The organism is Alteriqipengyuania lutimaris (genome assembly GCF_003363135.1).
Classification (GTDB): Bacteria; Pseudomonadota; Alphaproteobacteria; order Sphingomonadales; family Sphingomonadaceae; genus Alteriqipengyuania; species Alteriqipengyuania lutimaris.
The window spans coordinates 75,480-96,095 of the sequence record NZ_QRBB01000001.1 but is presented as its reverse complement, the minus strand read 5'-3'; the positions used below and the strand labels follow the sequence as shown (position 1 = coordinate 96,095).

The 20,616-nt window shown below is 63.9% G+C and carries 28 protein-coding genes, 1 pseudogene and 1 riboswitch; of the genes and pseudogenes, 19 read left to right on the top strand and 10 right to left on the bottom strand.

Annotated features, from left to right (window positions below; all coding sequences use genetic code 11):
* The first annotated feature begins 206 nt into the window (after positions 1-206).
* The gene (locus DL238_RS00475) at positions 207-614 is read left to right on the top strand and encodes a hypothetical protein (protein ID WP_115490474.1); all 408 of its coding nucleotides are present in this window, start codon (positions 207-209) and stop codon (positions 612-614) included.
* A 3-nt stretch (positions 615-617) separates the two neighbouring features.
* Here the strand turns inward: DL238_RS00475 and DL238_RS00470 are convergent, their stop codons facing one another.
* A complete protein-coding gene (locus tag DL238_RS00470) occupies positions 618-2,249 on the bottom strand; it encodes an AbgT family transporter (protein WP_199801346.1) in 1,632 nt (543 codons plus the stop codon).
* 170 nt (positions 2,250-2,419) lie between these two features.
* On the opposite strand from DL238_RS00470, the gene DL238_RS00465 reads away from it, so the two are divergent.
* Positions 2,420-2,605: a DUF1328 domain-containing protein gene (locus DL238_RS00465; RefSeq protein WP_115490473.1), complete on the top strand. Its 186-nt coding sequence runs from the start codon at positions 2,420-2,422 to the stop codon at positions 2,603-2,605.
* Between the two features lie 17 nt (positions 2,606-2,622).
* Here the strand turns inward: DL238_RS00465 and DL238_RS00460 are convergent, their stop codons facing one another.
* The gene (locus DL238_RS00460) at positions 2,623-3,333 is read right to left on the bottom strand and encodes a DUF6445 family protein (RefSeq protein WP_147290954.1); all 711 of its coding nucleotides are present in this window, start codon (positions 3,331-3,333) and stop codon (positions 2,623-2,625) included.
* Positions 3,334-3,438: 105 nt separating this feature from the next.
* Between DL238_RS00460 and DL238_RS00455 the strand changes: the two genes are divergently transcribed.
* A complete protein-coding gene (locus tag DL238_RS00455; RefSeq protein ID WP_234030896.1) occupies positions 3,439-4,548 on the top strand; it encodes a glycoside hydrolase family 5 protein in 1,110 nt (369 codons plus the stop codon).
* Positions 4,549-4,574: 26 nt separating this feature from the next.
* Positions 4,575-4,686: riboswitch (TPP riboswitch) on the top strand.
* Positions 4,687-4,729: 43 nt separating this feature from the next.
* Positions 4,730-6,625, top strand: coding sequence for a phosphomethylpyrimidine synthase ThiC (gene thiC / locus DL238_RS00450; protein ID WP_115490471.1), 1,896 nt, complete (start codon positions 4,730-4,732; stop codon positions 6,623-6,625).
* 10 nt (positions 6,626-6,635) lie between these two features.
* On the opposite strand, the gene DL238_RS15875 is transcribed toward thiC, so the two are convergent.
* From DL238_RS15875 to DL238_RS00440, 3 genes and pseudogenes are all read right to left on the bottom strand, one after another.
* Entirely contained in the window at positions 6,636-7,463 is an 828-nt protein-coding gene (locus DL238_RS15875; protein WP_147290953.1) for a hypothetical protein, read from the bottom strand.
* On the bottom strand, positions 7,463-9,181 hold the full coding sequence (locus tag DL238_RS00445; RefSeq protein ID WP_115490470.1) for a zinc ribbon domain-containing protein: 1,719 nt from the start codon (positions 9,179-9,181) through the stop codon (positions 7,463-7,465). The genes DL238_RS15875 and DL238_RS00445 overlap by 1 nt, the downstream gene beginning before the upstream one ends.
* A 117-nt stretch (positions 9,182-9,298) precedes the next feature.
* A pseudogene (locus tag DL238_RS00440) lies at positions 9,299-9,792 on the bottom strand (DUF188 domain-containing protein).
* Positions 9,793-9,909: 117 nt separating this feature from the next.
* Here DL238_RS00440 and DL238_RS00435 point away from each other — a divergent pair.
* Genes DL238_RS00435 through DL238_RS00425 form a run of 3 tightly spaced genes read left to right on the top strand, consistent with a single transcriptional unit; the run spans position 9,910 to position 11,118 of the window.
* Entirely contained in the window at positions 9,910-10,116 is a 207-nt protein-coding gene (locus DL238_RS00435; protein WP_115490469.1) for a DUF4287 domain-containing protein, read from the top strand.
* Positions 10,117-10,162: 46 nt separating this feature from the next.
* A complete protein-coding gene (locus DL238_RS00430) occupies positions 10,163-10,768 on the top strand; it encodes a hypothetical protein (RefSeq protein ID WP_115490468.1) in 606 nt (201 codons plus the stop codon).
* Positions 10,765-11,118: a hypothetical protein gene (locus tag DL238_RS00425; RefSeq protein ID WP_115490467.1), complete on the top strand. Its 354-nt coding sequence runs from the start codon at positions 10,765-10,767 to the stop codon at positions 11,116-11,118. Before DL238_RS00430 ends, DL238_RS00425 begins: the two co-directional genes overlap by 4 nt.
* Positions 11,119-11,146: 28 nt before the next feature.
* On the opposite strand, the gene DL238_RS00420 is transcribed toward DL238_RS00425, so the two are convergent.
* On the bottom strand, positions 11,147-12,445 hold the full coding sequence (locus DL238_RS00420) for an amidohydrolase family protein (protein WP_181883770.1): 1,299 nt from the start codon (positions 12,443-12,445) through the stop codon (positions 11,147-11,149).
* A gap of 175 nt (positions 12,446-12,620) precedes the next feature.
* Between DL238_RS00420 and DL238_RS15965 the strand changes: the two genes are divergently transcribed.
* Positions 12,621-12,773 carry a hypothetical protein gene (locus DL238_RS15965; protein ID WP_181883769.1) on the top strand — a complete coding sequence of 51 codons (153 nt, stop codon included), beginning with the start codon at positions 12,621-12,623 and terminating at the stop codon, positions 12,771-12,773.
* Between the two features lie 9 nt (positions 12,774-12,782).
* Here DL238_RS15965 and DL238_RS00415 read toward each other — a convergent pair whose 3' ends face one another.
* The gene (locus DL238_RS00415) at positions 12,783-13,232 is read right to left on the bottom strand and encodes a YaiI/YqxD family protein (protein ID WP_234031076.1); all 450 of its coding nucleotides are present in this window, start codon (positions 13,230-13,232) and stop codon (positions 12,783-12,785) included.
* Between the two features lie 375 nt (positions 13,233-13,607).
* Here DL238_RS00415 and DL238_RS00410 point away from each other — a divergent pair, with 375 nt between their 5' ends.
* From DL238_RS00410 to DL238_RS00395, 3 genes are all read left to right on the top strand, one after another.
* The gene (locus DL238_RS00410) at positions 13,608-13,865 is read left to right on the top strand and encodes a cold-shock protein (RefSeq protein WP_115490464.1); all 258 of its coding nucleotides are present in this window, start codon (positions 13,608-13,610) and stop codon (positions 13,863-13,865) included.
* A gap of 78 nt (positions 13,866-13,943) precedes the next feature.
* Positions 13,944-14,147: a hypothetical protein gene (locus DL238_RS00405; protein ID WP_115490463.1), complete on the top strand. Its 204-nt coding sequence runs from the start codon at positions 13,944-13,946 to the stop codon at positions 14,145-14,147.
* Positions 14,148-14,470: 323 nt separating this feature from the next.
* Positions 14,471-14,761, top strand: a complete 291-nt coding sequence (locus DL238_RS00395; RefSeq protein ID WP_115490461.1) for a hypothetical protein — start codon at positions 14,471-14,473, stop codon at positions 14,759-14,761.
* A 51-nt stretch (positions 14,762-14,812) separates the two neighbouring features.
* Here the strand turns inward: DL238_RS00395 and DL238_RS16470 are convergent, their stop codons facing one another.
* On the bottom strand, positions 14,813-14,944 hold the full coding sequence (locus tag DL238_RS16470; protein WP_267897111.1) for a hypothetical protein: 132 nt from the start codon (positions 14,942-14,944) through the stop codon (positions 14,813-14,815).
* A 152-nt stretch (positions 14,945-15,096) separates the two neighbouring features.
* On the opposite strand from DL238_RS16470, the gene DL238_RS00390 reads away from it, so the two are divergent.
* From DL238_RS00390 to DL238_RS00380, 3 genes are all read left to right on the top strand, one after another.
* On the top strand, positions 15,097-15,696 hold the full coding sequence (locus DL238_RS00390) for a hypothetical protein (RefSeq protein WP_115490460.1): 600 nt from the start codon (positions 15,097-15,099) through the stop codon (positions 15,694-15,696).
* A 416-nt stretch (positions 15,697-16,112) separates the two neighbouring features.
* Positions 16,113-16,325 (top strand): cold-shock protein, encoded by a 213-nt coding sequence (locus DL238_RS00385; RefSeq protein WP_115490459.1) that lies wholly within the window; start codon positions 16,113-16,115, stop codon positions 16,323-16,325.
* A gap of 91 nt (positions 16,326-16,416) precedes the next feature.
* Complete coding sequence (locus DL238_RS00380) at positions 16,417-16,623, top strand: hypothetical protein (protein ID WP_115490458.1); 207 nt, start codon at positions 16,417-16,419, stop codon at positions 16,621-16,623.
* 87 nt (positions 16,624-16,710) lie between these two features.
* Here the strand turns inward: DL238_RS00380 and DL238_RS00375 are convergent, their stop codons facing one another.
* Positions 16,711-17,160 carry a PRC-barrel domain containing protein gene (locus DL238_RS00375; protein ID WP_115490457.1) on the bottom strand — a complete coding sequence of 150 codons (450 nt, stop codon included), beginning with the start codon at positions 17,158-17,160 and terminating at the stop codon, positions 16,711-16,713.
* Positions 17,161-17,521: 361 nt separating this feature from the next.
* Between DL238_RS00375 and DL238_RS00370 the strand changes: the two genes are divergently transcribed.
* The 4 genes from DL238_RS00370 (at position 17,522) to DL238_RS00355 (ending at position 19,434) form a co-directional block, all read left to right on the top strand.
* A complete protein-coding gene (locus tag DL238_RS00370) occupies positions 17,522-17,908 on the top strand; it encodes a DUF6491 family protein (RefSeq protein ID WP_115490456.1) in 387 nt (128 codons plus the stop codon).
* Positions 17,909-17,992: 84 nt separating this feature from the next.
* On the top strand, positions 17,993-18,253 hold the full coding sequence (locus DL238_RS00365; protein WP_115490455.1) for a hypothetical protein: 261 nt from the start codon (positions 17,993-17,995) through the stop codon (positions 18,251-18,253).
* 6 nt (positions 18,254-18,259) lie between these two features.
* Entirely contained in the window at positions 18,260-18,712 is a 453-nt protein-coding gene (locus tag DL238_RS00360; RefSeq protein WP_115490454.1) for a DUF3429 domain-containing protein, read from the top strand.
* A gap of 140 nt (positions 18,713-18,852) precedes the next feature.
* A complete protein-coding gene (locus DL238_RS00355) occupies positions 18,853-19,434 on the top strand; it encodes a fasciclin domain-containing protein (protein WP_115490453.1) in 582 nt (193 codons plus the stop codon).
* Between the two features lie 71 nt (positions 19,435-19,505).
* Here DL238_RS00355 and DL238_RS00350 read toward each other — a convergent pair whose 3' ends face one another.
* Positions 19,506-20,018: a hypothetical protein gene (locus tag DL238_RS00350; RefSeq protein WP_115490452.1), complete on the bottom strand. Its 513-nt coding sequence runs from the start codon at positions 20,016-20,018 to the stop codon at positions 19,506-19,508.
* Between the two features lie 150 nt (positions 20,019-20,168).
* Here DL238_RS00350 and DL238_RS00345 point away from each other — a divergent pair, with 150 nt between their 5' ends.
* Entirely contained in the window at positions 20,169-20,606 is a 438-nt protein-coding gene (locus DL238_RS00345; RefSeq protein WP_115490451.1) for a COG3650 family protein, read from the top strand.
* Positions 20,607-20,616: the final 10 nt, after the last annotated feature.

The window sequence follows — 20,616 nt, the reverse complement described above, 5'->3', positions numbered from 1 at the left end:
CGATGACATGGACGGGAGGGGCGCCGTGTCACCGGCCACAACCGGGGCGGGGCGTGCCGTTCGGCGGCAAGGGGGTTTGTGCCCCCGCAATCGGGATCGTCGGGGAACAGGGGCAGGGGTGGGCTGCTCGCGGATCGGCAGGCGCAAGCGCGCCGCGATGCCCTGTGGGCGGCCCACCCGACACATTTGCAGGAGCCACTCGCATCATGGCCACGGCCGATACCATTCCCGCATGGATCGTTATGTTCCTCGGCATCTATTCCTTTGCCGCCGCGATGGGCGAGCTGCGCATGCCGGGAACGTGGAACGGGATGCTGACCGATTTCGAAACGTCGCCGGGCATGCGCTTCATCGCCGGCATCTTCACGCTGACGCTGGGCGCGTGCATCTACCTCATCACGCCCTGGCGGCCCGAGGACTGGCTGTTCATCGCGGTGGCCGCGCTGGGCGGGCTGCTGGTGGTCGAGGGCATCGCGCTGCTGGCCGCGGGGGAGCGCTTCGTGACCTTCGCCCGCTGGGCGCTGGCGGGCGCGAGCGAGGTCTGGGCCGGTATCTCCGCGGTGCTGGGCGCGGCGCTGATCTTCGTCGCGCTGTCGCGGCTGGAGACGTTCTGAGGCCTAGCCCGCCGGATAGTAGGTCGGCGATCCCGGCCCCACCGGCAGGCCCAGCACGAAGGTCCACAGGTAGAAGAAGATCGACCACGCGACGAAGAAGCAGATCGAATAGGGCAGCATCATCGCTATCAGCGTGCCCACGCCCAGGTCCTTCTGATATCGCGCCGCCCACGCCAGGATCAGCCCGAAATAGCTCATCATCGGGGTGATGATGTTGGTGGTGGAATCGCCGATCCGGTAGGCGGCCTGAATCGCTTCGGGCGAATAGCCGATCAGCATCAGCATCGGCACGAAGATCGGCGCGGTCACCGCCCACTGCGCGCTCGCGCTGCCCAGCGACAGGTTGATCAAGGCGCAGATGCCGATGAAGGCGAAGAACATCGCCGGGCCGGTCATGCCGGTATCCTTGAGGAACTGCGCGCCGGTGACCGCGGTGATCCCGCCGAGGTTGGTCCAGCCGAAGAAGGCCACGAACTGTGCGGCGAAGAACACCAGCACGATGTAGAGGCCCAGCGAGGATAGCGCGCCCGCCATCGCGTCGATCACGTCGCGGTCGCTCTTCATCGTGTTCGCGGCGCGGCCATAGGCATAGCCGATCACCACGAAGAAGATCAGGATCCACACCACGAACCCGTCGAAGAAGGGCGAATCCATCCGGTCGCCGGTCTCCGGATTGCGGAACACGCCCCATTCGGGCCACAGCGTCAGCGCCATCAGCGCGAAGACGCCCAGCATCGCGATCCCTGCCCAGCGCAGGCCCCTCTTCTCCTCGCGCTGGAGCGGCTGCATCATCCCTTCGTCGAGGATGTCGGGATCGGCCTTCGACGTATCGAACTTACCCAGCTGCGGCTCGACGATATAGATCGAGACCGCGCTGCCGATCGCGGTGATGAGGAAGGTGCTCGCGACCATGAAATACCAGTTGGCGGTCGCCAGCACGGTATAGTCGGGGTCGAGCAGCTGCGCCGCTTCCTCGGTTATCCCGGCCAGCAGCGGGTCGATCGTGCCGATCAGCAGGTTGGCGGAATAGCCGCCCGATACGCCCGCGAAAGCCGCCGCCATACCCGCCAGCGGATGGCGACCGAGCGCGTAGTAGATCGCGCCGCCCAGCGGGATCAGCACGACATAGCCGACCTCGCTCGCGGTGTTGGAGATGATCCCGGCGAAGACGACCGTCACCGTCACCAGTTTGGGCGGCGCGCCCAGCACGAGGCTGCGCACCGCCGCGCTCAGCAGGCCCGATTTCTCCGCTACGCCGACGCCCAGCATCGCGACCAGCACCACGCCCAGCGGGGCGAAAGAGGTGAAATTGTCGACCAGCCCGGTGAAGATGCGGCGCAAGCCATCGCCGTTCATCAGGCTGACCGCGCGGATCATCCCGTCCTCGGCCACCCCCGGCGCGCCCGCGGGCCTCGGATCGACCACCGCGACGCCCAGCGCGCCGAACAGGCCCGACAGCAGCACGATGCCCAGCGCCAGCAGCGCAAACAGGGTCACCGGGTGGGGCAGGAGGTTGCCCAGCCATTCGACCCCGTCGAGGAAGCGGGTGAAGGCGTTGCGCTTTTGCGCGACGTTTGCCTCGGGCGAGATGTCTTCGGCGGCCTGATCTTCGGCAGGAGGCGGGAATTCGGTCATGGTGGCTCCGTCGGGGTTGGCGGCGGGGTCGAGCGGGCGACCAGGCCCGAATGGCGCGACATGCGCAAGGGGCGGGGTGCGAAATTCGTCAGGGCCGCATCGCGGTTGAACCTTCGCGGAACGCGTGCGGGGCAGGGGAACCCAAGCTCGCGTTTCCGGTTCTTACCAGCATGATCAAGCTCGCCATCATGTGTCTCGTCGTCGCCGCAATCGCCGCGATCCTCGGTTTCGGCGGGCTCGCCGGCGCTTTCGTCGACATCGCCATGTGGCTCGCGATCATCGGCGCGGTGCTGTTCGTGGTCTTCCTGCTGATCGGCCTCTTCGCGGGCAAGAAGGCGAAAGACGCGCTCGACTGACCGTATCGGGGAGCACGTCAGCTCCCTTCCAGAAACATGTTGATCGTCAGGCGTCCCCCGGCGGGGTCGGGCGAGAGCGCCTCGGGCTGCGGAATGATGCCCGAATGGAGCAGCCGCCCGCGATACATGATCAGCCGGTCGGGTGCGGCGGCGATCTCCCCGATCAATTCGTAGCGCTCGCTGTCGCCGTAGTAATAGCGGCGCGGCGGCGGGCCGAATTCGCGCTCGTCATGCGCGAAAGCGGCGTCGTAGCGCGGCTTTCGCGCGGGCGTGATCGCTTCGAACCCGGTGCGCCGGTGGCGGTAGAAGGCCGTCCCGCCGCTCTCCGGCCCCAGCAGGTAATGCATCACCGCGACCACGCCCGGCCCCGTATCGTCGAAATGGGGCACGCACTGGAGCGGCGAGAGCGCGTCCTCGCGCAGCGTCACCAGCGAATAGCTCGCCGCCTCCACCCGCATCCGCTCGCGAAAGCCGAACACGCGGCGCAGGATCTCGGCGACGATGTCCCTGCGCCGGTCGAGATAGGCCGGATCTGCAGGCGCGCGCAGGCCGGGATAGAACGCCCCCGCCGGCGCGTAACCGGCGGATCGCCCAGCGTCGAGCAGCCCCTCCACATCGCCGCTGAAGCCGTCGATCTGCACCACCGGCTCACGCTCGCGCCCGAACCGGTGGAGCGTGACCTCCGCATCCGGAAGCGGGGTATCTGGAAGCGGGACGGGGGACGGCATGACCGCGCCAGCCTGCGGATATCGCCGCGCCGCGTCAATCGGCTGCGTTTCCAACCGAAAGTAATTATGATAGCGCTATCATCATAAGGGAGAAGGAGCGGGCCCATGCGGCGCAAGACCGCTGGCCGATGGCCGGCAAGGCATCTGCTGGGAACAGCAATGGTATTGTCGCTCGCGGCATGCGGCGGGGACAATGCGGGCCCGCCCCCGGCACCGGTCGCGACACCCGCTCCCGTTCCTACACCGACGCCGACGCCTGTACCGACACCCTCACCCACGCCGTCCTCCTCCGCGCTCAGCCAGGCGGATGCGCAGCTCGGCCCCTGCATCAACCTCGCCAATTACCTCGAGGCCCCGAACGAAGGCGACTGGGGCCCGCGCTTGCGCGACAGCGACCTCGAAGCGATCGCCGCCGGGGGCTTCGAGACCGTGCGCTTCCCCGCGCGCTTCTCCGGCCACCAGCAGACCACGCCCCCCTACACGATCGACGCGGCCTTCCTCGACCGGGCGGAACACATCGTCGACACCGCGCGCGCCGAAGGCCTGCGGGTGATCCTCGACAATCACAATTTCGACGAATTGATGGCGAACCCCACCGCCGAGCACGATCGCTTCGTGGCGATCTGGAAGCAGGTGGCCGAGCGGTTCGGGGACAAGGACGCCGAGGTCTGGTTCGAGCTGATGAACGAGCCCTACGACAACCTCACCAACGCGCGCCTGCCCGATCTCTACGCCGATGCGCTGGACGAGATCCGTGCGACCAACCCGACGCGGCCCGTGGTGGTCGGCGGGCAATCCTATAGCGGGATCGGCTCGCTTGCGAGTTTCGAGGTGCCCGACGATCCCTACCTGATCGCGACCTTCCACTACTACGACCCATTCGGTTTTACCCACCAGGGCGCACCGTGGATCACGCCCGTCCAGCCCACGGGCGTCAGCTGGGGCAGCGCCGCCGACCGGAACCAGCTTGCCGCCGACGTGCAGCGCGCACGCGACTACATGGCGCGCTCGGGCCGCCCGCTCTTCCTCGGCGAATACGGTGTCTACGAAGGCGTCCCGCTGGCCCAGCGAGCGGAGTATTACGAGGCGGTGACCGACGCCTTCGCAGCCGCCGATATCGACGGCTGCGTATGGGGCTACCAGAACACCATGCCCTTCCGCGATTACGCGAGCGGCAACTGGTACGAGGTGCTGCTGGATGCGATCGGGCTTTGACGCGGGCGTGGTGGCGGCCTAGTGTCCCTCCATCCCCGGGGAGCCTGTCGCGCAAACGCAGGTTGAGAGCGGAATAGGCCGCGACCCGTCGAACCTGATCCCGGTAATACGGGCGGAGGGAGGGACGGCTTTCGGCACCCGGAAACCGCCTCTCTCCGATGATTTTTTGGAGAGAGACCCCATGGCCGACATCCCCGCACGCACTGAAATCGAGCGCACCGAAATCGGCGTCACCACCGGGCCCATCCGCGGCAGCCGCAAGGTCCATGTCGCCGCGCGCACCGGCTCCGGCGTGCGCGTCGCCATGCGCGAGATCGACCTCGAGGGCGGGGAGCCGTCCCTGCGCGTCTACGATACCTCGGGCCCCTATACCGATCCGAATGCGGCGATCGACATCAACGCCGGCCTCCCGCAGCTGCGCCGCGAGTGGATCATGGGCCGCGGCGATGTCGAGGAATACGACGCGCGCGAAGTGAAGCCGGAGGATAACGGCCAGCTCGGCCCCGATCGCTCGGGCGGCGTGCCGCAATTCCCCAGCGTGGTGAAGCGGCCCCTCCGGGCCAAGGCGGGCGCGAACGTCAGCCAGATGCACTATGCGCGCAAGGGCATCATCACGCCCGAGATGGAATATGTGGCGGAGCGCGAGAACCTGGGCCGCGAACAGATCGCGCAGGACCGCGACGGGCAGAGCTGGGGGGCCGAGATCCCCGATTTCATCACCCCCGAATTCGTGCGCGACGAAGTGGCGCGGGGCCGCGCGATCATCCCCAACAACATCAACCACCCCGAGAGCGAGCCGATGGCGATCGGGCGCAACTTCCTGGTGAAGATCAACGCCAATATCGGCAACTCCGCCGTCGCCAGCGACGTCGCCAACGAGGTCGACAAGATGGTCTGGTCGATCCGCTGGGGCGCGGACACGGTGATGGACCTCTCCACCGGCCGCAACATCCACGACACGCGCGAATGGATCATCCGCAACTCGCCCGTCCCCATCGGCACCGTGCCGATCTACCAGGCGCTCGAAAAGGTCGGCGGCATTGCCGAGGACCTGACCTGGGAAATCTTCCGCGACACGCTGATCGAACAGGCCGAACAGGGCGTCGACTACTTCACCATCCACGCCGGCGTGCGCCTCCCCTACGTGCCGATGACCGCCAAGCGCGTCACCGGCATCGTCAGCCGCGGCGGCTCGATCATGGCGAAATGGTGCCTCGCGCATCACAAGGAGAGCTTCCTCTACGAGCGCTTCGACGAGATCACCGAGATCATGAAGGCGTACGACATCGCCTATTCGCTGGGCGACGGCCTGCGCCCCGGCTCCATCGCGGACGCCAATGACGAAGCCCAGTTCGCCGAGCTCTACACGCTGGGCGAACTCACCAAGCGCGCCTGGGAGCAGGACGTGCAGGTGATGATCGAGGGCCCCGGCCACGTGCCGATGCACAAGATCAAGGAGAACATGGACAAGCAGCTAGAGGCCTGCGGCGAAGCGCCCTTCTACACGCTTGGGCCCCTCGTCACCGATATCGCGCCGGGGTACGACCACATCACCAGCGGCATCGGCGCGGCGCAGATCGGCTGGTACGGCACCGCGATGCTCTGCTACGTCACGCCCAAGGAGCACCTCGGCCTGCCCGATCGCGACGATGTGAAGGTGGGCGTGGTGACCTACAAGCTCGCCGCCCACGCCGCCGACCTCGCCAAGGGGCACCCGGCAGCGAAAGTCCGCGACGACGCGCTGAGCAAGGCCCGCTTCGAATTCCGCTGGCGCGACCAGTTCAACCTGTCGCTCGACCCCGACACCGCCGAGCAGTACCACGACCAGACCCTCCCCGCGGAAGGCGCCAAGACCGCGCATTTCTGCTCGATGTGCGGCCCCAAATTCTGCTCGATGAAGATCACGCAGGAAGTGCGCGACTTCGCCGCCAAGCAGAACTCGGACAGCTACCTCGCAAGCGAGAACATCAAGCGCGAGACCTCTCCGCAAGAGGCCGAGGAAGCGGAAAAGGGCATGGAGGAGATGAGCGAGGTTTACCGGGAGAAGGGTGAGAAGTTGTATTTGCCGGAGGGGTAACGTCAGGTGATCACGACAATCCGTAAACACTCTCGATCTCAAGTTTGCAGTTCTTCCTCGTAATGAATGAGCGTCCAGGACGAGTTAAATTTTCTCTCTTAGAATGGAACATTGCCCATATTTTCGCGAATGCACGATCAGATTCGGTCGCATCCCAAGTTGGTAACTCACGCCAATCTTTCGCCCATCGTTTGCACATTTCTGCAAAAAGTCCCCGGTTGAGAGTGAAAACTAGAGCGCCTACGACCGCAGCTATCGACTGAAGTTCCGCGTATCCCACCACGATCTTCTGAGGTCTTACTGTCTTCCGAACACCAAGCGCCACTGCATTGCGACCCGGCATAAAGCCCCCGCCATGGACGATGCCATGTCTAAGTTGGCAGACTTTTTCGAATTCGTTCAGCACGATCTGGAATTTACTATCGTCCAACGGGAAATCCGCGAAGTTCCTATAGGCTTTTCGAATATCATCTTTCGAAGCAAATGACAGATGCTCAAAGGCACTTCGTCCGAATGCCGATTTTCCGTGCCAAAGCAGACCACCAAGATTGATCTGTTGAGTGGCGCAAGCTGCTTGGCTCCTTGGGCATAGCTCCAGCGTGTGGGCTAAACAGAACCGAATATAATTTTCCGCTTCGGCGATAATGGCAAGTGCCAGAAGTCTCCCCAAAAAAGGATTGGCCAAAAGCCTTTCTGGCGTACCGAAATTAAGGAACTCTGTGACTGCCGAAAGATAGTCGTCGATTGGCGTGCCTCGCGAACTCTCAGCAGTGTAGGTTTGGATATCACCCAAATTTTCAGTCTGAGACGAGGAGTTCGCGAAATCAGGGATCTCCATTACGCCACGTACTCTTCCGCATAATTGGAAATCATTGCGGCGCGAATCTCGCCGATCATATGAATGCTTCTTAGACTTGTCCTGTCAGTATCGATAAGAATATCCTGGACGGTTCGAATGTTCGAATTCTCTTTTATCCGCGTGACCATTCTGTCACTCAACGGAAGAACCGATATATCCTGTCGAGTGAGTGTCTCATAGATCGAGGAGTTCTTGAGCCGCGAGCCACAATTTTGGCAGAATTTAGCGCTTTCGGATATCCTCTCGGCCCCACAAACTTGGCAATTCGGAAGCGCCAACCCGAATGATTCGCCACCCAGAAAATCGCTGAGTAGTGTATCGGCCGAGATCCTTGGCCAAGCTTGGTGACCTTGACCTTCGAACGCCTGCACAAAGCTTGCGATAGATTTGCTTCTCTTGCCGATTATGGCATTCTCGGTGACTAGGTCGCCAAAATGCACCAGATAGAGATCGAAGACTCCTTTAACGCCTCTACTATTCTCCCCCGCGGGCATTAACAATCCTGCGTACTGGTAAAAGCTTATTATCTTCTCCAAGTCAGGAGTTAATGGTCGCCTTAGGCCTACTTCGAGAGCCTGTTCCGAAGAGGGGCGATCGCGGTTGTAATCTTTAATTCTATAAAGAAGGCCTTGGTAAATTTTTTGTCCGGCGCTCACGTAATCCCGATAAGCTGGGAGTTTATGAGTAAGTGACTCATAAACGTTATGAGAAAGCTCGCGACTTTCCTTCGCTATTTCAAGGATTTTCCTGCGTTCCAATACACCCTTGACCGTATGCTTCGACTCTTCGTGATAAATTGTTCTCAACATATTAAGAAAAGAGCGAGGAATGCCAAAAGAAGTGTAGGCGAGGAATTGCAGAGCGTCAGAGACCTCAATAAGAGTCTGGGGTAGTGCTCCGTTAAAGCGCTTCTCAGCCATAGCGGACATGTATTCGACATAGTCTTTGCTATCGGGACGAAACCAAACGTCTATGATTTCAGCGTCATGACCGGCATGGAAGGCAGGCGAAAATGTCGTTACACCGGGGTAAACGGCTGCCTTGGGAGAAATCTCCCTACTTTTGACTTGGCGGAAGAACTCAAAAAAATCTTCTTGTTGTTTAGCAGAGAAGGCGTGGGCGGCGTCATCAAGTAGTAGGACGGAGCGAGTAAGGCCGTTAAGCTCAACGACTTCGGTAAGGTAAGTAACAACTGCTTCGGTCGAAAACCTCTCAGGGTCAATAATCCGATCAGTCTGCGCCGATTCGAGATTATCTATAGACCGACGAACAGTTTTCTTCGAAGGCAGATCGGAAGGTAATTCTAAATCCTCTATCTCGTCGATAGTTCTGTAGAGTCCTTCCAGTATCTTCAAATTGAGCCATGATTTGAACCAGTATGAAGCGTTTGAAGTCTCAAGATACAGAGGCTCCATCTTGAGTGAGAGCTTGAAGTTAACATATACCGGCAGGGAATTGCGAGCATCATTATCAAGAAGTTTGTAATATGCTTTCAGCAATAGTGTCGTTTTGCCGCAGCCGCGTGGGCCAACGAGTAGTTTAGCGCCTCCAACCATCAGTCGGCGAACAATGCTGTCCTCGTCAGGATGGATCGCGCTAAGGTCACGGAACTGAGCTTGCGGGATGTACTCGGCTTGCTCGACAAAGTTTGCATCAAGCGGCAAATCGTTGTTGAGCTTATTTTTCCTACTGGTCATCCGGTAATTGGTACCCCCGATGTTGACGGGATGGCAAAGATTTTCTCGTTGGCCTGAGCGCTCGGTGCAAGGGCCGGATAAAACAGGTGAAGACGGCCCGTTCGATCAGGGGGCGTTTCAGGGGCTCGGGCAAGCGGCCGGATCCATCACCACCAGCACCCGGTCCAGCGCCCGCAAGAACCGCGACGGTCCGCCTCGCTGAACGCCGGAGGCCCGCCTCCAACCCCGTACATCCCCGCGCGCAAGTCCTCCATGATCGCGCGCGTCGCAATCGCGCTGCCGATGCTGGCGGCGGCGAAGCTCTGGCCGTCGTGGCGCAGCACCGTCGCGCCCACCTTGAGGCAGCGCTCGGCCAGCAGGATGTCGGCGGTCACCACCGCGCTACGCGGGCCGGCGTGCTCCGCGATCCAGTCATCCGCCGCATCGAAGCCGTCGCCCACCACCACGCGCTTGACCCGCTCGCGCACCGGCACGCGGACGGGGCTGTTGCCGACAACGCGGACATGCGCGCCCATGCGCTGCGCCACGCGGCAGATGTCCTCCCGCACCGGGCAAGCGTCGGCATCGAGGAGGATTGCGGCGCTGGCGCAGTTGTGCGGGGCGGCGGGCAGGGAGCCGCGTGTCGCACGGTGTTCCCGCCACCTGTCGCCTCGTGCGGCAACTGGACGCCCAGCGCATTCTCGCGCTACTCACGGTGCGTCAGATCAGCCAGCATGGGAGCTTTGGTCATGCCCGCCGACAAGCCCAGGGGCCCTGCGTCCTACTTTCCCTCGATCGAGGCGAAATACGGCAAGCCGATCGCCGAATGGCAGGCGCTGATCCGTGCGCGGCAGCCCGCGAAGCACATGGAGCTGGTGAGCTTCCTCAAGGAAGAGCACGGCATGGGCCACGGCCACGCCAACGCGCTGGTCGCCGCGACGCTGGCCGGGAACTGACATGGCCGGCGGCGATGTGCCGGGGCAGTAGCGGGGCGGCAGGCGGATGAGCGAATATCTCGTCTTCTTCGCCCTCGTCCTCGGCGTGAACCTGCTGCCCGCGTTCGGGCCGCCGACCTGGTCGATCATCGCGCTCTACGCGTTCAACAGCGACCTGCCGCTCGCCGCGCTGGTCGGCATCGGCGCGCTGGCCGCGGCGAGCGGGCGTTTCGCGCTCGGCCACGCGACCCGCGCGTTGGGTACGCGCTTCCTCTCGGCAGAGACCCAGGCCAACCTCGCCGCCGCGCGGGAGGCGCTGGAACGGCGGCGGGGAGGCGGCATCCTCGCGCTCGGCCTGTTCGCGCTGTCGCCCGTACCCTCGGCACAACTGTTCGAGGCCGCGGGGCTCGCGCGCCTGCCGCTGCTTCCCTTCACCGCCGCCTTCTTCGCCGGGCGGATCGTCAGCTACACGGTCTACGGCCTCACCGCGAAGACCATCCGCGCGACGAGCATGGGGGACGTGGTGCGCGAGGCGATCTCCAGCCCGCTGGGCATTGCGCTGCAGGTGGCGATGCTGGGCGCGCTGGTGTTGCTCGCGCGGATCGACTGGCGCAAACACCTGACACCGCGCGACCCGAGCGCGGAGGAGCGCGCAGGAGAGGATCGACCGTGAGCGACCAGCCGACCGACACCGATGCCGAGGCCATTCTCGACGACCCCTACAAGGAGGACCGGCGCGAGCGCCGCCGCCTGCCGGTGATCGGCCTGTGGCTCACCGCGCTCTATGGGGTCGGGCTGGTGATCTACCTCGTCGCGCAGGGGCAGAACCCGGCGGACCTCAGGCTGAACGAGCTGGGCGACTTCCTCGGCGGCGTCTCCAGCCCGCTCGCGTTCCTGTGGCTGGTCCTCGGCTTCTTCCAGCAGAGCCGCGAGATCCGCCTGAGCAACAAGGCGCTGCACCTGCAGGCGCGCGAGATGCGGCGCAGCGTGGACGAGCATCGGCGGATTGCGGGTGGGGAGTGAGGGGGCTCCGGCCGGAGCCCGCAGCCGATCAATCGACCGCGGTGCCTCCGGCTGCCGAGGGTGAGCTTGCGCTCATGCGGTTCACGATCACCGCGCCGTCCTTCATGACGAATTCGACCCGTTCCAGCGCGCCGATGTCTTCCAGCGGATTGCCGCGCACCGCGATGATATCCGCCCAGGCGCCGGGTTCGACCGCGCCGATCCTGCCCCTGGGATCGAGCAGCTGGCCCGGGACCAGCGTGGCCGAACGCACGACCTCGAGATTGGACATGCCCGCCGTGACATAGCGCGGGTAGATTTGCGCCGCTTCCTCGCCTCGGGTCTGGCCTTCCACCTTGTAGTAGAGGTCCGATCCGATGGCGATCGGCACGCCTGCGGCCATCGCACGGCGGATGCGGGCCTGATGATGCTCGGCGGTCTCGCTGTCGGTCGGGACGAGGGTGATGCCATTGTCCTTCATCACCTTCAGCACGTCGTCGGAAATCGTATATCCGTGCTCGATCGTGTCGACACCCGCGCGCGCCGCGATCATGGCCGGTCCGTCGCCCTTGGTCGCGTGCGCGGCGACGCGGACGCCTGCGCGGTGCGCCTCGTCGACGATCGCTTCCATCTCTTCGGGCGCAAGGATCATCGGACCGGAATTGACGATCACCTTGATCCAGTCCGCGCCGTCGTAGATCGCCCGCCGCACCGCCTCGCGAGCTTCTTCGGGTCCCTCGATCTGGACATATTCGCGTTCGACGAGCGGCAGGGCCACCTCCTCGATCGTGCCGAACTGCCCTCCGATCGGGGCGAGCGCGCGGGTCGAGACGTACATGCGCGGCCCGATGACCCACCCTTGTGCGATCGCGTCGCGCAGGGCGACGTCGTTGCTGGTGCCCGAATTCCCGAGATCGCGAACCGTCGTAAAGCCGGCCTCCACCATTTCGCGGGCGATGCTGGCTCCGAGCAGTGCGCGGTCGGCCCCGCTCATCTCGACGATTTCGAGAATGCGGTTCGCGTCGTCATTGCCGTTTTCGCGCCGGTACTGATGCAGCAGGTGGGTGTGCGCATCGATCAGGCCGGGAAGCAGGGTGACGTCGCCCAGATCGATGACCTCCGCGCCCGGCGGCAGCTCGCCTGCAGGAGTGACCGAGCGGATCTCGCCCCCCTCGATCACGACGGCGACATCGTCGAGCAGCACGCCCTCGCGCACGTCCAGAAGGTGCGCGGCGCGCAGGATCGTGACCGGCGCGGAGTCCGCTTCCTGCGCTGAGGCCGTCGAGGGGAGGCTTGCCAGTGCCAGCGCGAGGATGGCCCAGATGCTCGGCCACGAAATCCGTTTCATCGGCATTTTTCCTCCACCTCGAACGAAGCCGGACCTCGCAGGGGCGTGTTGCAAAGTAAAGACTTCGGGTGATGCAAAGTCCGCTGGACGGCGCGCAGAGTTTTTGCTGCGCCAAGCATGCCCTCGCTCGCCAACCCCACTGGCCAGCGCGAACCGATGCGGCCATAGCGCGCCGATGGCCGATCTCTATTTGAAAAACCTCGAATCCGAACGTCGCAAGCTGTGGGCGGAATGCCGCCTGAAGGGCTTGCCGAGAGACACGCCCCAGCGCCAGCGGATCGCGCAGATCGACGAGGCGATTGCGGCGCACAAGGCGAAGAAGGCCTAGCGCGCCGCCTCAGCCGCGCGACAGCTTCACCAGCACCCGGTCGAGTTCCTGCAAGAACCGCGATCGATCCGCCTTCCCGAACGGCGGAGGGCCGCCGCCCACCCCGTCCATCCCCGCGCGCAGGTCCGCCATGATCGCGCGGGTGGCGACCGCTGCGCCGATGCTCGCCGCGTCGAACGGCTTGCCGTTATGCGCCAGCACCGTCGCACCCGTCTTGAGGCAGCGCTCGGCCAGCAGGATGTCGCCGGTGACGACGATCGTGCGGGGTGAGGCGTGCTCGGCGATCCAGTCGTCCGCCGCGTCGAAGCCGTCGTCCACCACCACGCGCTTCACCCGCTCGCTCACCGGCACGCGGAAGGGGCTGTTGCTGACCAAGCGGACATGCGCGTCCAGCCGCTGCGCCACGCGGTAGATTTCGTCCTTCACCGGGCAGGCGTCGGCATCGACCAGAATGGTGATGGCGCCGGGATCGGGGGCAGTGGTTCCGGGGCCGGTTTCATGGCCGGGTTCGGGCGAGCGAGCGTTGTCCATCGCACCGGCCCTAGCGCGTCTTGTGCGCCGGGCCCACCATGGTGCGTGCTAGCCGGTCTTCAAATTCGTTAGCCCTGCGATGCCATTGGTCTGAACGAAGAGGCCAATATAAATTGATAAAACGAAAATAAAAAACTCCGGGCAGTTGTGAATTAGTACTGAAACACCATATCTAAGACTGCCAATGAGTCTGATAGTCCGAATCGGGTTTCCAAAAAAACACCCCCTTCTTTCTTTTTAACTTTGAAGCTAACGCATAAACGGCCGATTCTGGTTGCATGTGTAAGAAGAAGGAACATTGTTATGTCGCATACCGGCAAAATCCACTCGTACGACACCGCCAAGGGCGCTGGCATGATCACCCCCGAAAAGGGTGGCGATGCGCTGCCGTTCAACAAGTCCGACCTGAAGGACAATGGTCAGGAACCTCGCGTGGGCCAGAGCTATGGCTACGAAACCCGCCAGGTCGACGGCGGCAAGGCGCATGCGACGTCGCTCCAGCATGAAAAGGCTGGCAACGGCGGCGGCCAGAAGGAACAGGCCGAGAAACAGAAAGCCTGAACCGGATTTCGGGGGCGCGTGCCATCGCGCCCCCGTTCCCCTTCATCATCTGAAGATATCCATTTGCAGGAGCGCGTCATGGACCGCAGTGAATCGAGCGACGCGAACCGGGCTGCCACCGCCCGACCGGGCGATGCGAAACCAAGCGACCGACACGACAACCAGTTCGATCTCATAAAGCTCTATGCCGAGCGAACCCGGCTCCTGCGCAAGGGCCGCACACTGCCGCAGGACGGGTCTACCATCATTTACGGAGAGGCATTGGCCGAGGATACGCCATGAAGCCTGTGCAAACCGCTGCCCCCCTCGCTGCCACCCTCGCGACGGAGGTCAAAGAGTGGGAGAATGAAGGTGGCGCGCAGGCCCACGCGCCCAAGGGCGCAAGGATCGATGGCATAACCATCGTCCAGACCAGAGAATACCAGGTGGGATCCTATCGCTACACTGACTTTTCCCTCGCGGTGGCAGAACGCGACCGACAGCGCAGGCGCACCCGCGCGGACTAGGCCGGGCAGGCACCGGTCGCCAACGATACCCACGCAACCTTCCGCGCAACCGTGCGTTGTTGCAGTGCAGCATTCCGCCGCACCCTGAGGAACTCTCCCATGACCCAATCTCCCGCCGTTTCGTGGACGCGGCTCGCGTTCGATACCTGGGCGCTCTCGATGGAGGCGTCCTACGTTATCTGGCTGCGATCGATGCGGATCATGACGGGCGGCAAGCTGGCCGAGAGCGAGGCGGAGCGGATGGTGATCGAGAAGATGACCGCCGCAATGACGCTGATGCCCGCGATCATGGCGGGCGGCGCGAACCAGTCCGCCGAGGAGGCGACGGGGCGCGCGCTGGCGCATTATGCGAAGCCGGTGCACGCCAATCGCAGGCGCCTCAGCCGCTAGGAAGGCCGGGGGCCGCCGGCGGGAAAGCCGGGCGCCCCCGCCATTTCGCGGCTAGCCGTTCTTCATATTCTCCAGCCCCTTGATGCTACCGGGCTTGGTGCTGGGGTTGGAGGCGTTGGTCTTCACCTTTTCCTTCTTGGGCTTGCGTGCTTCGCGGCTCTTCTTCTGCTGGCCCTTGGCCATATCGGTTCCAATCGGGGCGGTATGCCCCACCGGGTGTGTACGCCCCTTCGGGGCAAACACGTGCATCAATTCGTCATCGGGGCCGGCGGGCGGACCGCGGGGAGCGCACGCCCGACTTTCCTACTTCGCGCAAATCTGCCTTAACCTGTGCGATGAGCACGCCCGAAAAACCCTCCGCCCGCACGCCCCCCGAAACCCGCGCCATTCACGTCGCGCCCGAAGACCGCTGGACCAAGGCCAAGATGGCCGAGTTCCTGCGCGTGCTCGCGGCGAGGCAGGAGGTGACGGCGGCGGCAAAGGCCGTCGGCATGTCGCGCCAGTCGGCCTACAAACTGCGCAACCGGCTGAAGGGCGAACCCTTCGATATCGCGTGGGAGGCGGCCTTCCAGCATGGCTACGATGCGCTTCACCAGGCCGCGCTCGAACGCGCGCTGCACGGGGTGGAGGAGCCGGTGTTTCACGGCGGCGAGCAGGTCGGCACGCGGCGACGCTATGACGAGCGGCTGACCGTCTTCCTGCTGGCGCGCCGCAATTCGCTGGGGGCGCAGCGGCTCTCGCGCTATGGCGCGGCGGCGGAATTCTGGTCGGAGCGGTGGGAGGCGATGCTCGACCAGGTCGAGCACGGGCCGGTCGTGTGGCAGGACGAGGATGGCACGCGGGCGAACGGCGACGATGCCAAGCTGGCCGAGGCGGTCATGCGGCGCCACACGCGCGATGAGGCGGAGACTGACCGCCGCCGGGGCCGCCCATAAGCGCGCGGCGGGGGCGATCCGGGCGTGGCGGGAAAAAAACGGGCGAATTCTGCGAATCTGTCACCCTAGTGGCGCCGCGTGACCGGAAAGCGCCGTGATTTCAAGGGCTTGGCAGAGCGGCGGCAAGGGTGACAGGTGGGTGACACGTGTCACCCTGTCATGCAGGCCGATCGGGGCGTTTCGGGCGATCCAAGAACGCGATTAGGTGATTGGATGCAGCCGTGCTACATGGCACCCGCTGACGTCGAAATTTGCGACGGACTTCGTAATTTGACTCGCCGCTTGCCATCCGAGCCACCAGCTCCGGCCCCGGCGTTAACCAGACGACGTTTTCCTTTCATCGGACGATTTGACGCACGAACCACGGGGCACGCTGTCTCGTGGGAAACCACTCGTTCCATGAAAGGGACACACCCATGGCCAAGACCGGCACCGTAAAATTCTTCAACGCCGACAAGGGCTACGGCTTCATCCAGCCCGACGACGGCTCGAACGACAGCTTCGTCCACATCACCGCCGTGCAGGCGGCGGGCATGCAGTCGCTCGATAAGGACCAGCGGCTCAACTACGAAGTCGAGCAGGGCCGCAACGGCAAGGAAAGCGCGATCAACCTTTCCGCCGCCGACTGATCTTTCGAAGGGCGCCGCTTCACCACGAGGCGGCGCCCTTTCTCTTTCCGCCCCCGCCCCTCACCACGCGCTCACGACCGGAGACCTCCCCATGGCCCAATCCTACGAATTCTATTGCGCGCGCGCAGCCGACGCCGATGCCGCCGCGAAGGCCGCCACGCTCGACCGGGTGCGCGAGCGCGAATTGCGCGCGGCGAAGACCTGGCGCGGGTTGGCAGAACACGCGCGCGGCGTGGCCGAGGAACGCGCCAAGCTCGTCCGCGACAAGGCTGCGGAGCCGGCCGGCGAGACCGCCTGACGGCCTGCCACGCAGGCATAGAAAAAGCCCGCCCCGGCTTGGTGCCAGGGCGGGCCTGTCGAAATTCTGTAGACTACCCTGCGCGGGTTACATCGCGCCGGCGCCGGTCATCGTGTCGCCATTGGGCACGAACTCGGCATCGGGAAGCGACGCGAGCTGGCCCGCGCTCAGCGACGATTCGAGCTCGAAGTCGTCGCCGTCGGGCCGCGGCGTCACGTCGCTCAGCTTGACCGTCACGTAGCGGTCGGAATCTTCGAGCTCGACCAGCAGGCCGGTGACCGTGCGCATTGCGTTGCGCTCGACAAGCTTGATCTCGCCCAGTTCGTTGCCGTCGGCATCGACGAGGTCGGCGTCGAGCAGCTGCTTTTCGGTCACGCCGAGGATTTCTTCGGCGGGGGCATCGGCAACATCGGCCGCGGCCTGTGCCTCGATCGCGTCTTCGGTCTGCTCGGCTTCCTGCTCGGCGGCGGTGTCGCCGCATGCGGCGAGGATGGTGCTGCCGGCGAGCAGCACGGCGAGAGCGGGTCGGAAAGTCATGCGGGGTCCTTCTGGTGCGGGGGAAAGAATCGGAATGGTGCGCAACCCCATATGTTCCGCGGTGCGGCATCGCAATGCACCATTTTGTAACTTAGGCTTTCCTACCCCGCACCATCGGAGGATGATGCCGAACAATATGTTCCGCCGTTCCATCCTTCATATCCATTCTTTCGGCGCGGGTCGGCGGGAGTTCTTTTCGTTCTCGACCCTGCGTCTCGAAACTGTGTTATGTGGTGGGGTTGCGAGACGCGAAAAACCGAAACCTCGCGCCATTGGTGCCTATTCCCAGGGCATATGGCGGGTTGCCGTTACGCCGTGCTATGCCTTCATCCGCACTGGCACGCCTATCAGGAGGCCCGCAATGTTCCGTACCCTCACCGCTTTCGCGACCCTCGGCTGCGCGCTCGCCCTTGCGTCCTGCGCTCCGGCTGTCGAGGAACCGCCGGAGACGCTCGCCGGGCTCGATACCAGCAAGCAGTGCTTCTTCACCCGATCGGTCCGGGGCTTTTCCAATGCCCCCGACGGGCCCGGCGGGAGAGAGCGCATCTTCGTCGATACCGGAGTGAACGAAAACTTCGTCCTCGAGCCTGTCGGCACATGCCTCGACATCGATTTCGCGCAGCGGGTCGCAATCGACAGCCGTTACGGGCCGAGCCTGTGCACGGGCGAGCTGGTCGATGTGATCGTGCCTTCCGCCACGCGCGCGGACCGGTGCCGCATGCGCGTGATCGGCCGGGTGGAGAGATAGGTGCGGGCACCCTTCGGGGAACATGCGTCGCGCCTCCTGCGCTTGAGAAGGGTATGACGCCACATCCAGAGGAAGGCCCACGACATGTCGAGCACCACACTCACGCAACGCGAAGAAATCCTGGCATGGGCCAAAGAGCATAATGCCACGCCCTGCGTCGTCGCCGATACGATGGACGATGACGGTGGACTGGGGCTGATCCGCGTCTCGATCGGCCAGGTCGATGAAGGATTGAAAGCGGTGGACTGGAACGACTGGCTCGAGGAATTCGAGAACAAGAACCTCGCCCTGATCGTGTCCGAAGAGACGGGCAACGACTTCAACAAGCTCGTCGGCCGAAGCTGAGATGCGATGATCGGCGTCCCCGCATGGCCCCGCTGGCTGGGGCTCGCCGGATTGCTGCCACAGCTCGCCTGCCTCGCGGCGCTGGTCGCCGGGCCGCTCGAGTGGCGTTATGCCGCGCTGGGAATAGCCTGGGGCTATGCTGCGCTGATCCTCAGCTTCCTCGGCGGGATGTGGTGGGGGCTGGCGGCGGCGTCGCTGGCCCGCGGCGACCGCGTAAGTGGCTGGGTGTGGATTGCGGCTGTCGCCCCCAGTCTGATCGCGCTGGCGACCTACCTGCCATGGATCTTTGCAGGCGAGTGGCCTGGACCTTCGCTGGTCGTGCTCGGGATCGCGCTGTTCGGCAGCCTGTTCGTCGATCGTGCGCTCGCCCCGATTTCCCCCGACTGGTGGATGTGGCTGCGAATCCCGCTCTCGCTCGGGCTGGGCGGCGCAACCCTGGTAATCGGGCTGTTGGCGTGAGCGGTGCGACGGCGACTACGTGCTTTGTGCCATGTTCTCGCCAAATTCGGAACATCGTTTCGCCGCAACCGTAAGTCGAGTGCACGGCGCGGCCATTCGGTCGCGTCGGACCCATGAGCAATACTCAAGGACACGCAGCTATGAAGAAGTTTGCAATCACCCTCGCCTCCGTCGCCGCGCTTTCGCTCGGCGCATGTGCGGAATCGGACACCGTCGAAGACGATACCGCGATGACCGACGAAATGGCCGCCGACCAGATGGCCGTTGAAGATACCGCCAGCGGCACGATCGTCGAAGTGGCGCAGGGCAATCCCGACTTCTCGACCCTCGTCGAGGCGGTGACCGCTGCCGACTTGGGCGAGACGCTCTCGGGTGGCGAATACACGGTGTTCGCGCCGACCAACGCCGCGTTCGACGCGCTGCCCGACGGTACGCTCGAAACGCTCACCACCGAAGATACCGACCAGCTCGGCAGCATCCTGACCTATCACGTGGTCGAAGGCATGACCGATGCCGCCGCGCTGACCGCAGCGATCGAAGCTGCCGGTGAGGAAGGCTACACGATCACCACCGTCAATGGTGCGGAGCTGACCGCGATGATGGAAGGCGGTAATGTCGTCCTGCGCGATGCGGCCGGCAATACCGCAACCGTGACGCAGACCGACATCGACGCCTCGAACGGCGTGATCCATGTCATCGATACGGTGCTGATGCCCGAATAAGGCAACCAGCCAGGCAAAAAGAGAAAGGGCTCCCGACCGGGAGCCCTTTTTCGTGCCGGGAGGTCTGCGCCTTAGCGCCCCGACATCCCGCTGGTGTCCTGCACGACCGGGCGCGATACGTACTGCACCTCGGCCTCGGCCACTTGCGCGGGACGTTGCAGATCGAGCGGGCGAGTCGCATCCCGGCGAGTTTCGGTCTGGCGCGACGCAATGCGCTGTCGACCATGCGTACGATGCTGCCCGGCTTCCCAGCGCCGCTCTTCGGTTTCGTAAGCGGCGAAGTCGAAATCCTCGACCTCGGTTCCGGCATCATCGACGTAATAAGACCTCGCGTAGCGATCCTGGCTGTACAATCCACGCTCGCGAAGCTCGGCGACTTCTACGGTCTCGTCCGGCGTTCTGAGGGGATAGTGATTTGCGCTGATCTGCCGGGTCCTTTCCCGCTCGCCAAAGGAGATGCTGTTGCCGGGAACCGTGGTCGAGTCGTGGATCTTGCGCGGCGTCGTATCGATCGCTCCGCCCGCGACGGCTCCACCGATCGCGACCACGGCTGCGGCACCTACGAAGTACGGCAGGACACGCATGATCTTGAACTCCTTCCACGAATTTGTCTTGCCTTTCCAACCTCAAACCGCGGCCAGCGTTCCCGGACAGGGCCCGGCTTCCGCCGGCGCGTCGACCACGATAGACTCGTGGTGTAGAACCAAGCACCGAACTCCTTCGAAGGAAAGCGCATGCGCCGCACCCTGCTCGCCACCGCCATTTTGAGCGGCACATTGCTTGCCGCTTGCCAAAACGAGAATGGCGATGGCGCGCCGGGCACCTCGCCCGAAGGTTTTGATGGGATCGCCGCGACCGAGACCGTCAATTTCACCGGAACCGAGCCTTTCTGGGGCGGATCGGTCAGCGGCGAGCGGCTTACTTACCAGACGCCAGAGGAGATCGACGGCTCGACGATCCAGGTCAGGCGTTTCACGGGGCAGGGCGGGCTCGGCTATTCGGGCACACTCGACCGGCGGCCCTTCGACATGACGATCACACCCGGCGAATGTTTGGACGGCATGAGCGATCGCGCATATCCCTACACCGTGACGCTTAAGATCGGCGAGGACACGCGGTTCGGCTGTGCATGGACCGACACGCAACCTTTCGAGGGGCCCGATGCGCCCTGAGCCGATGGGC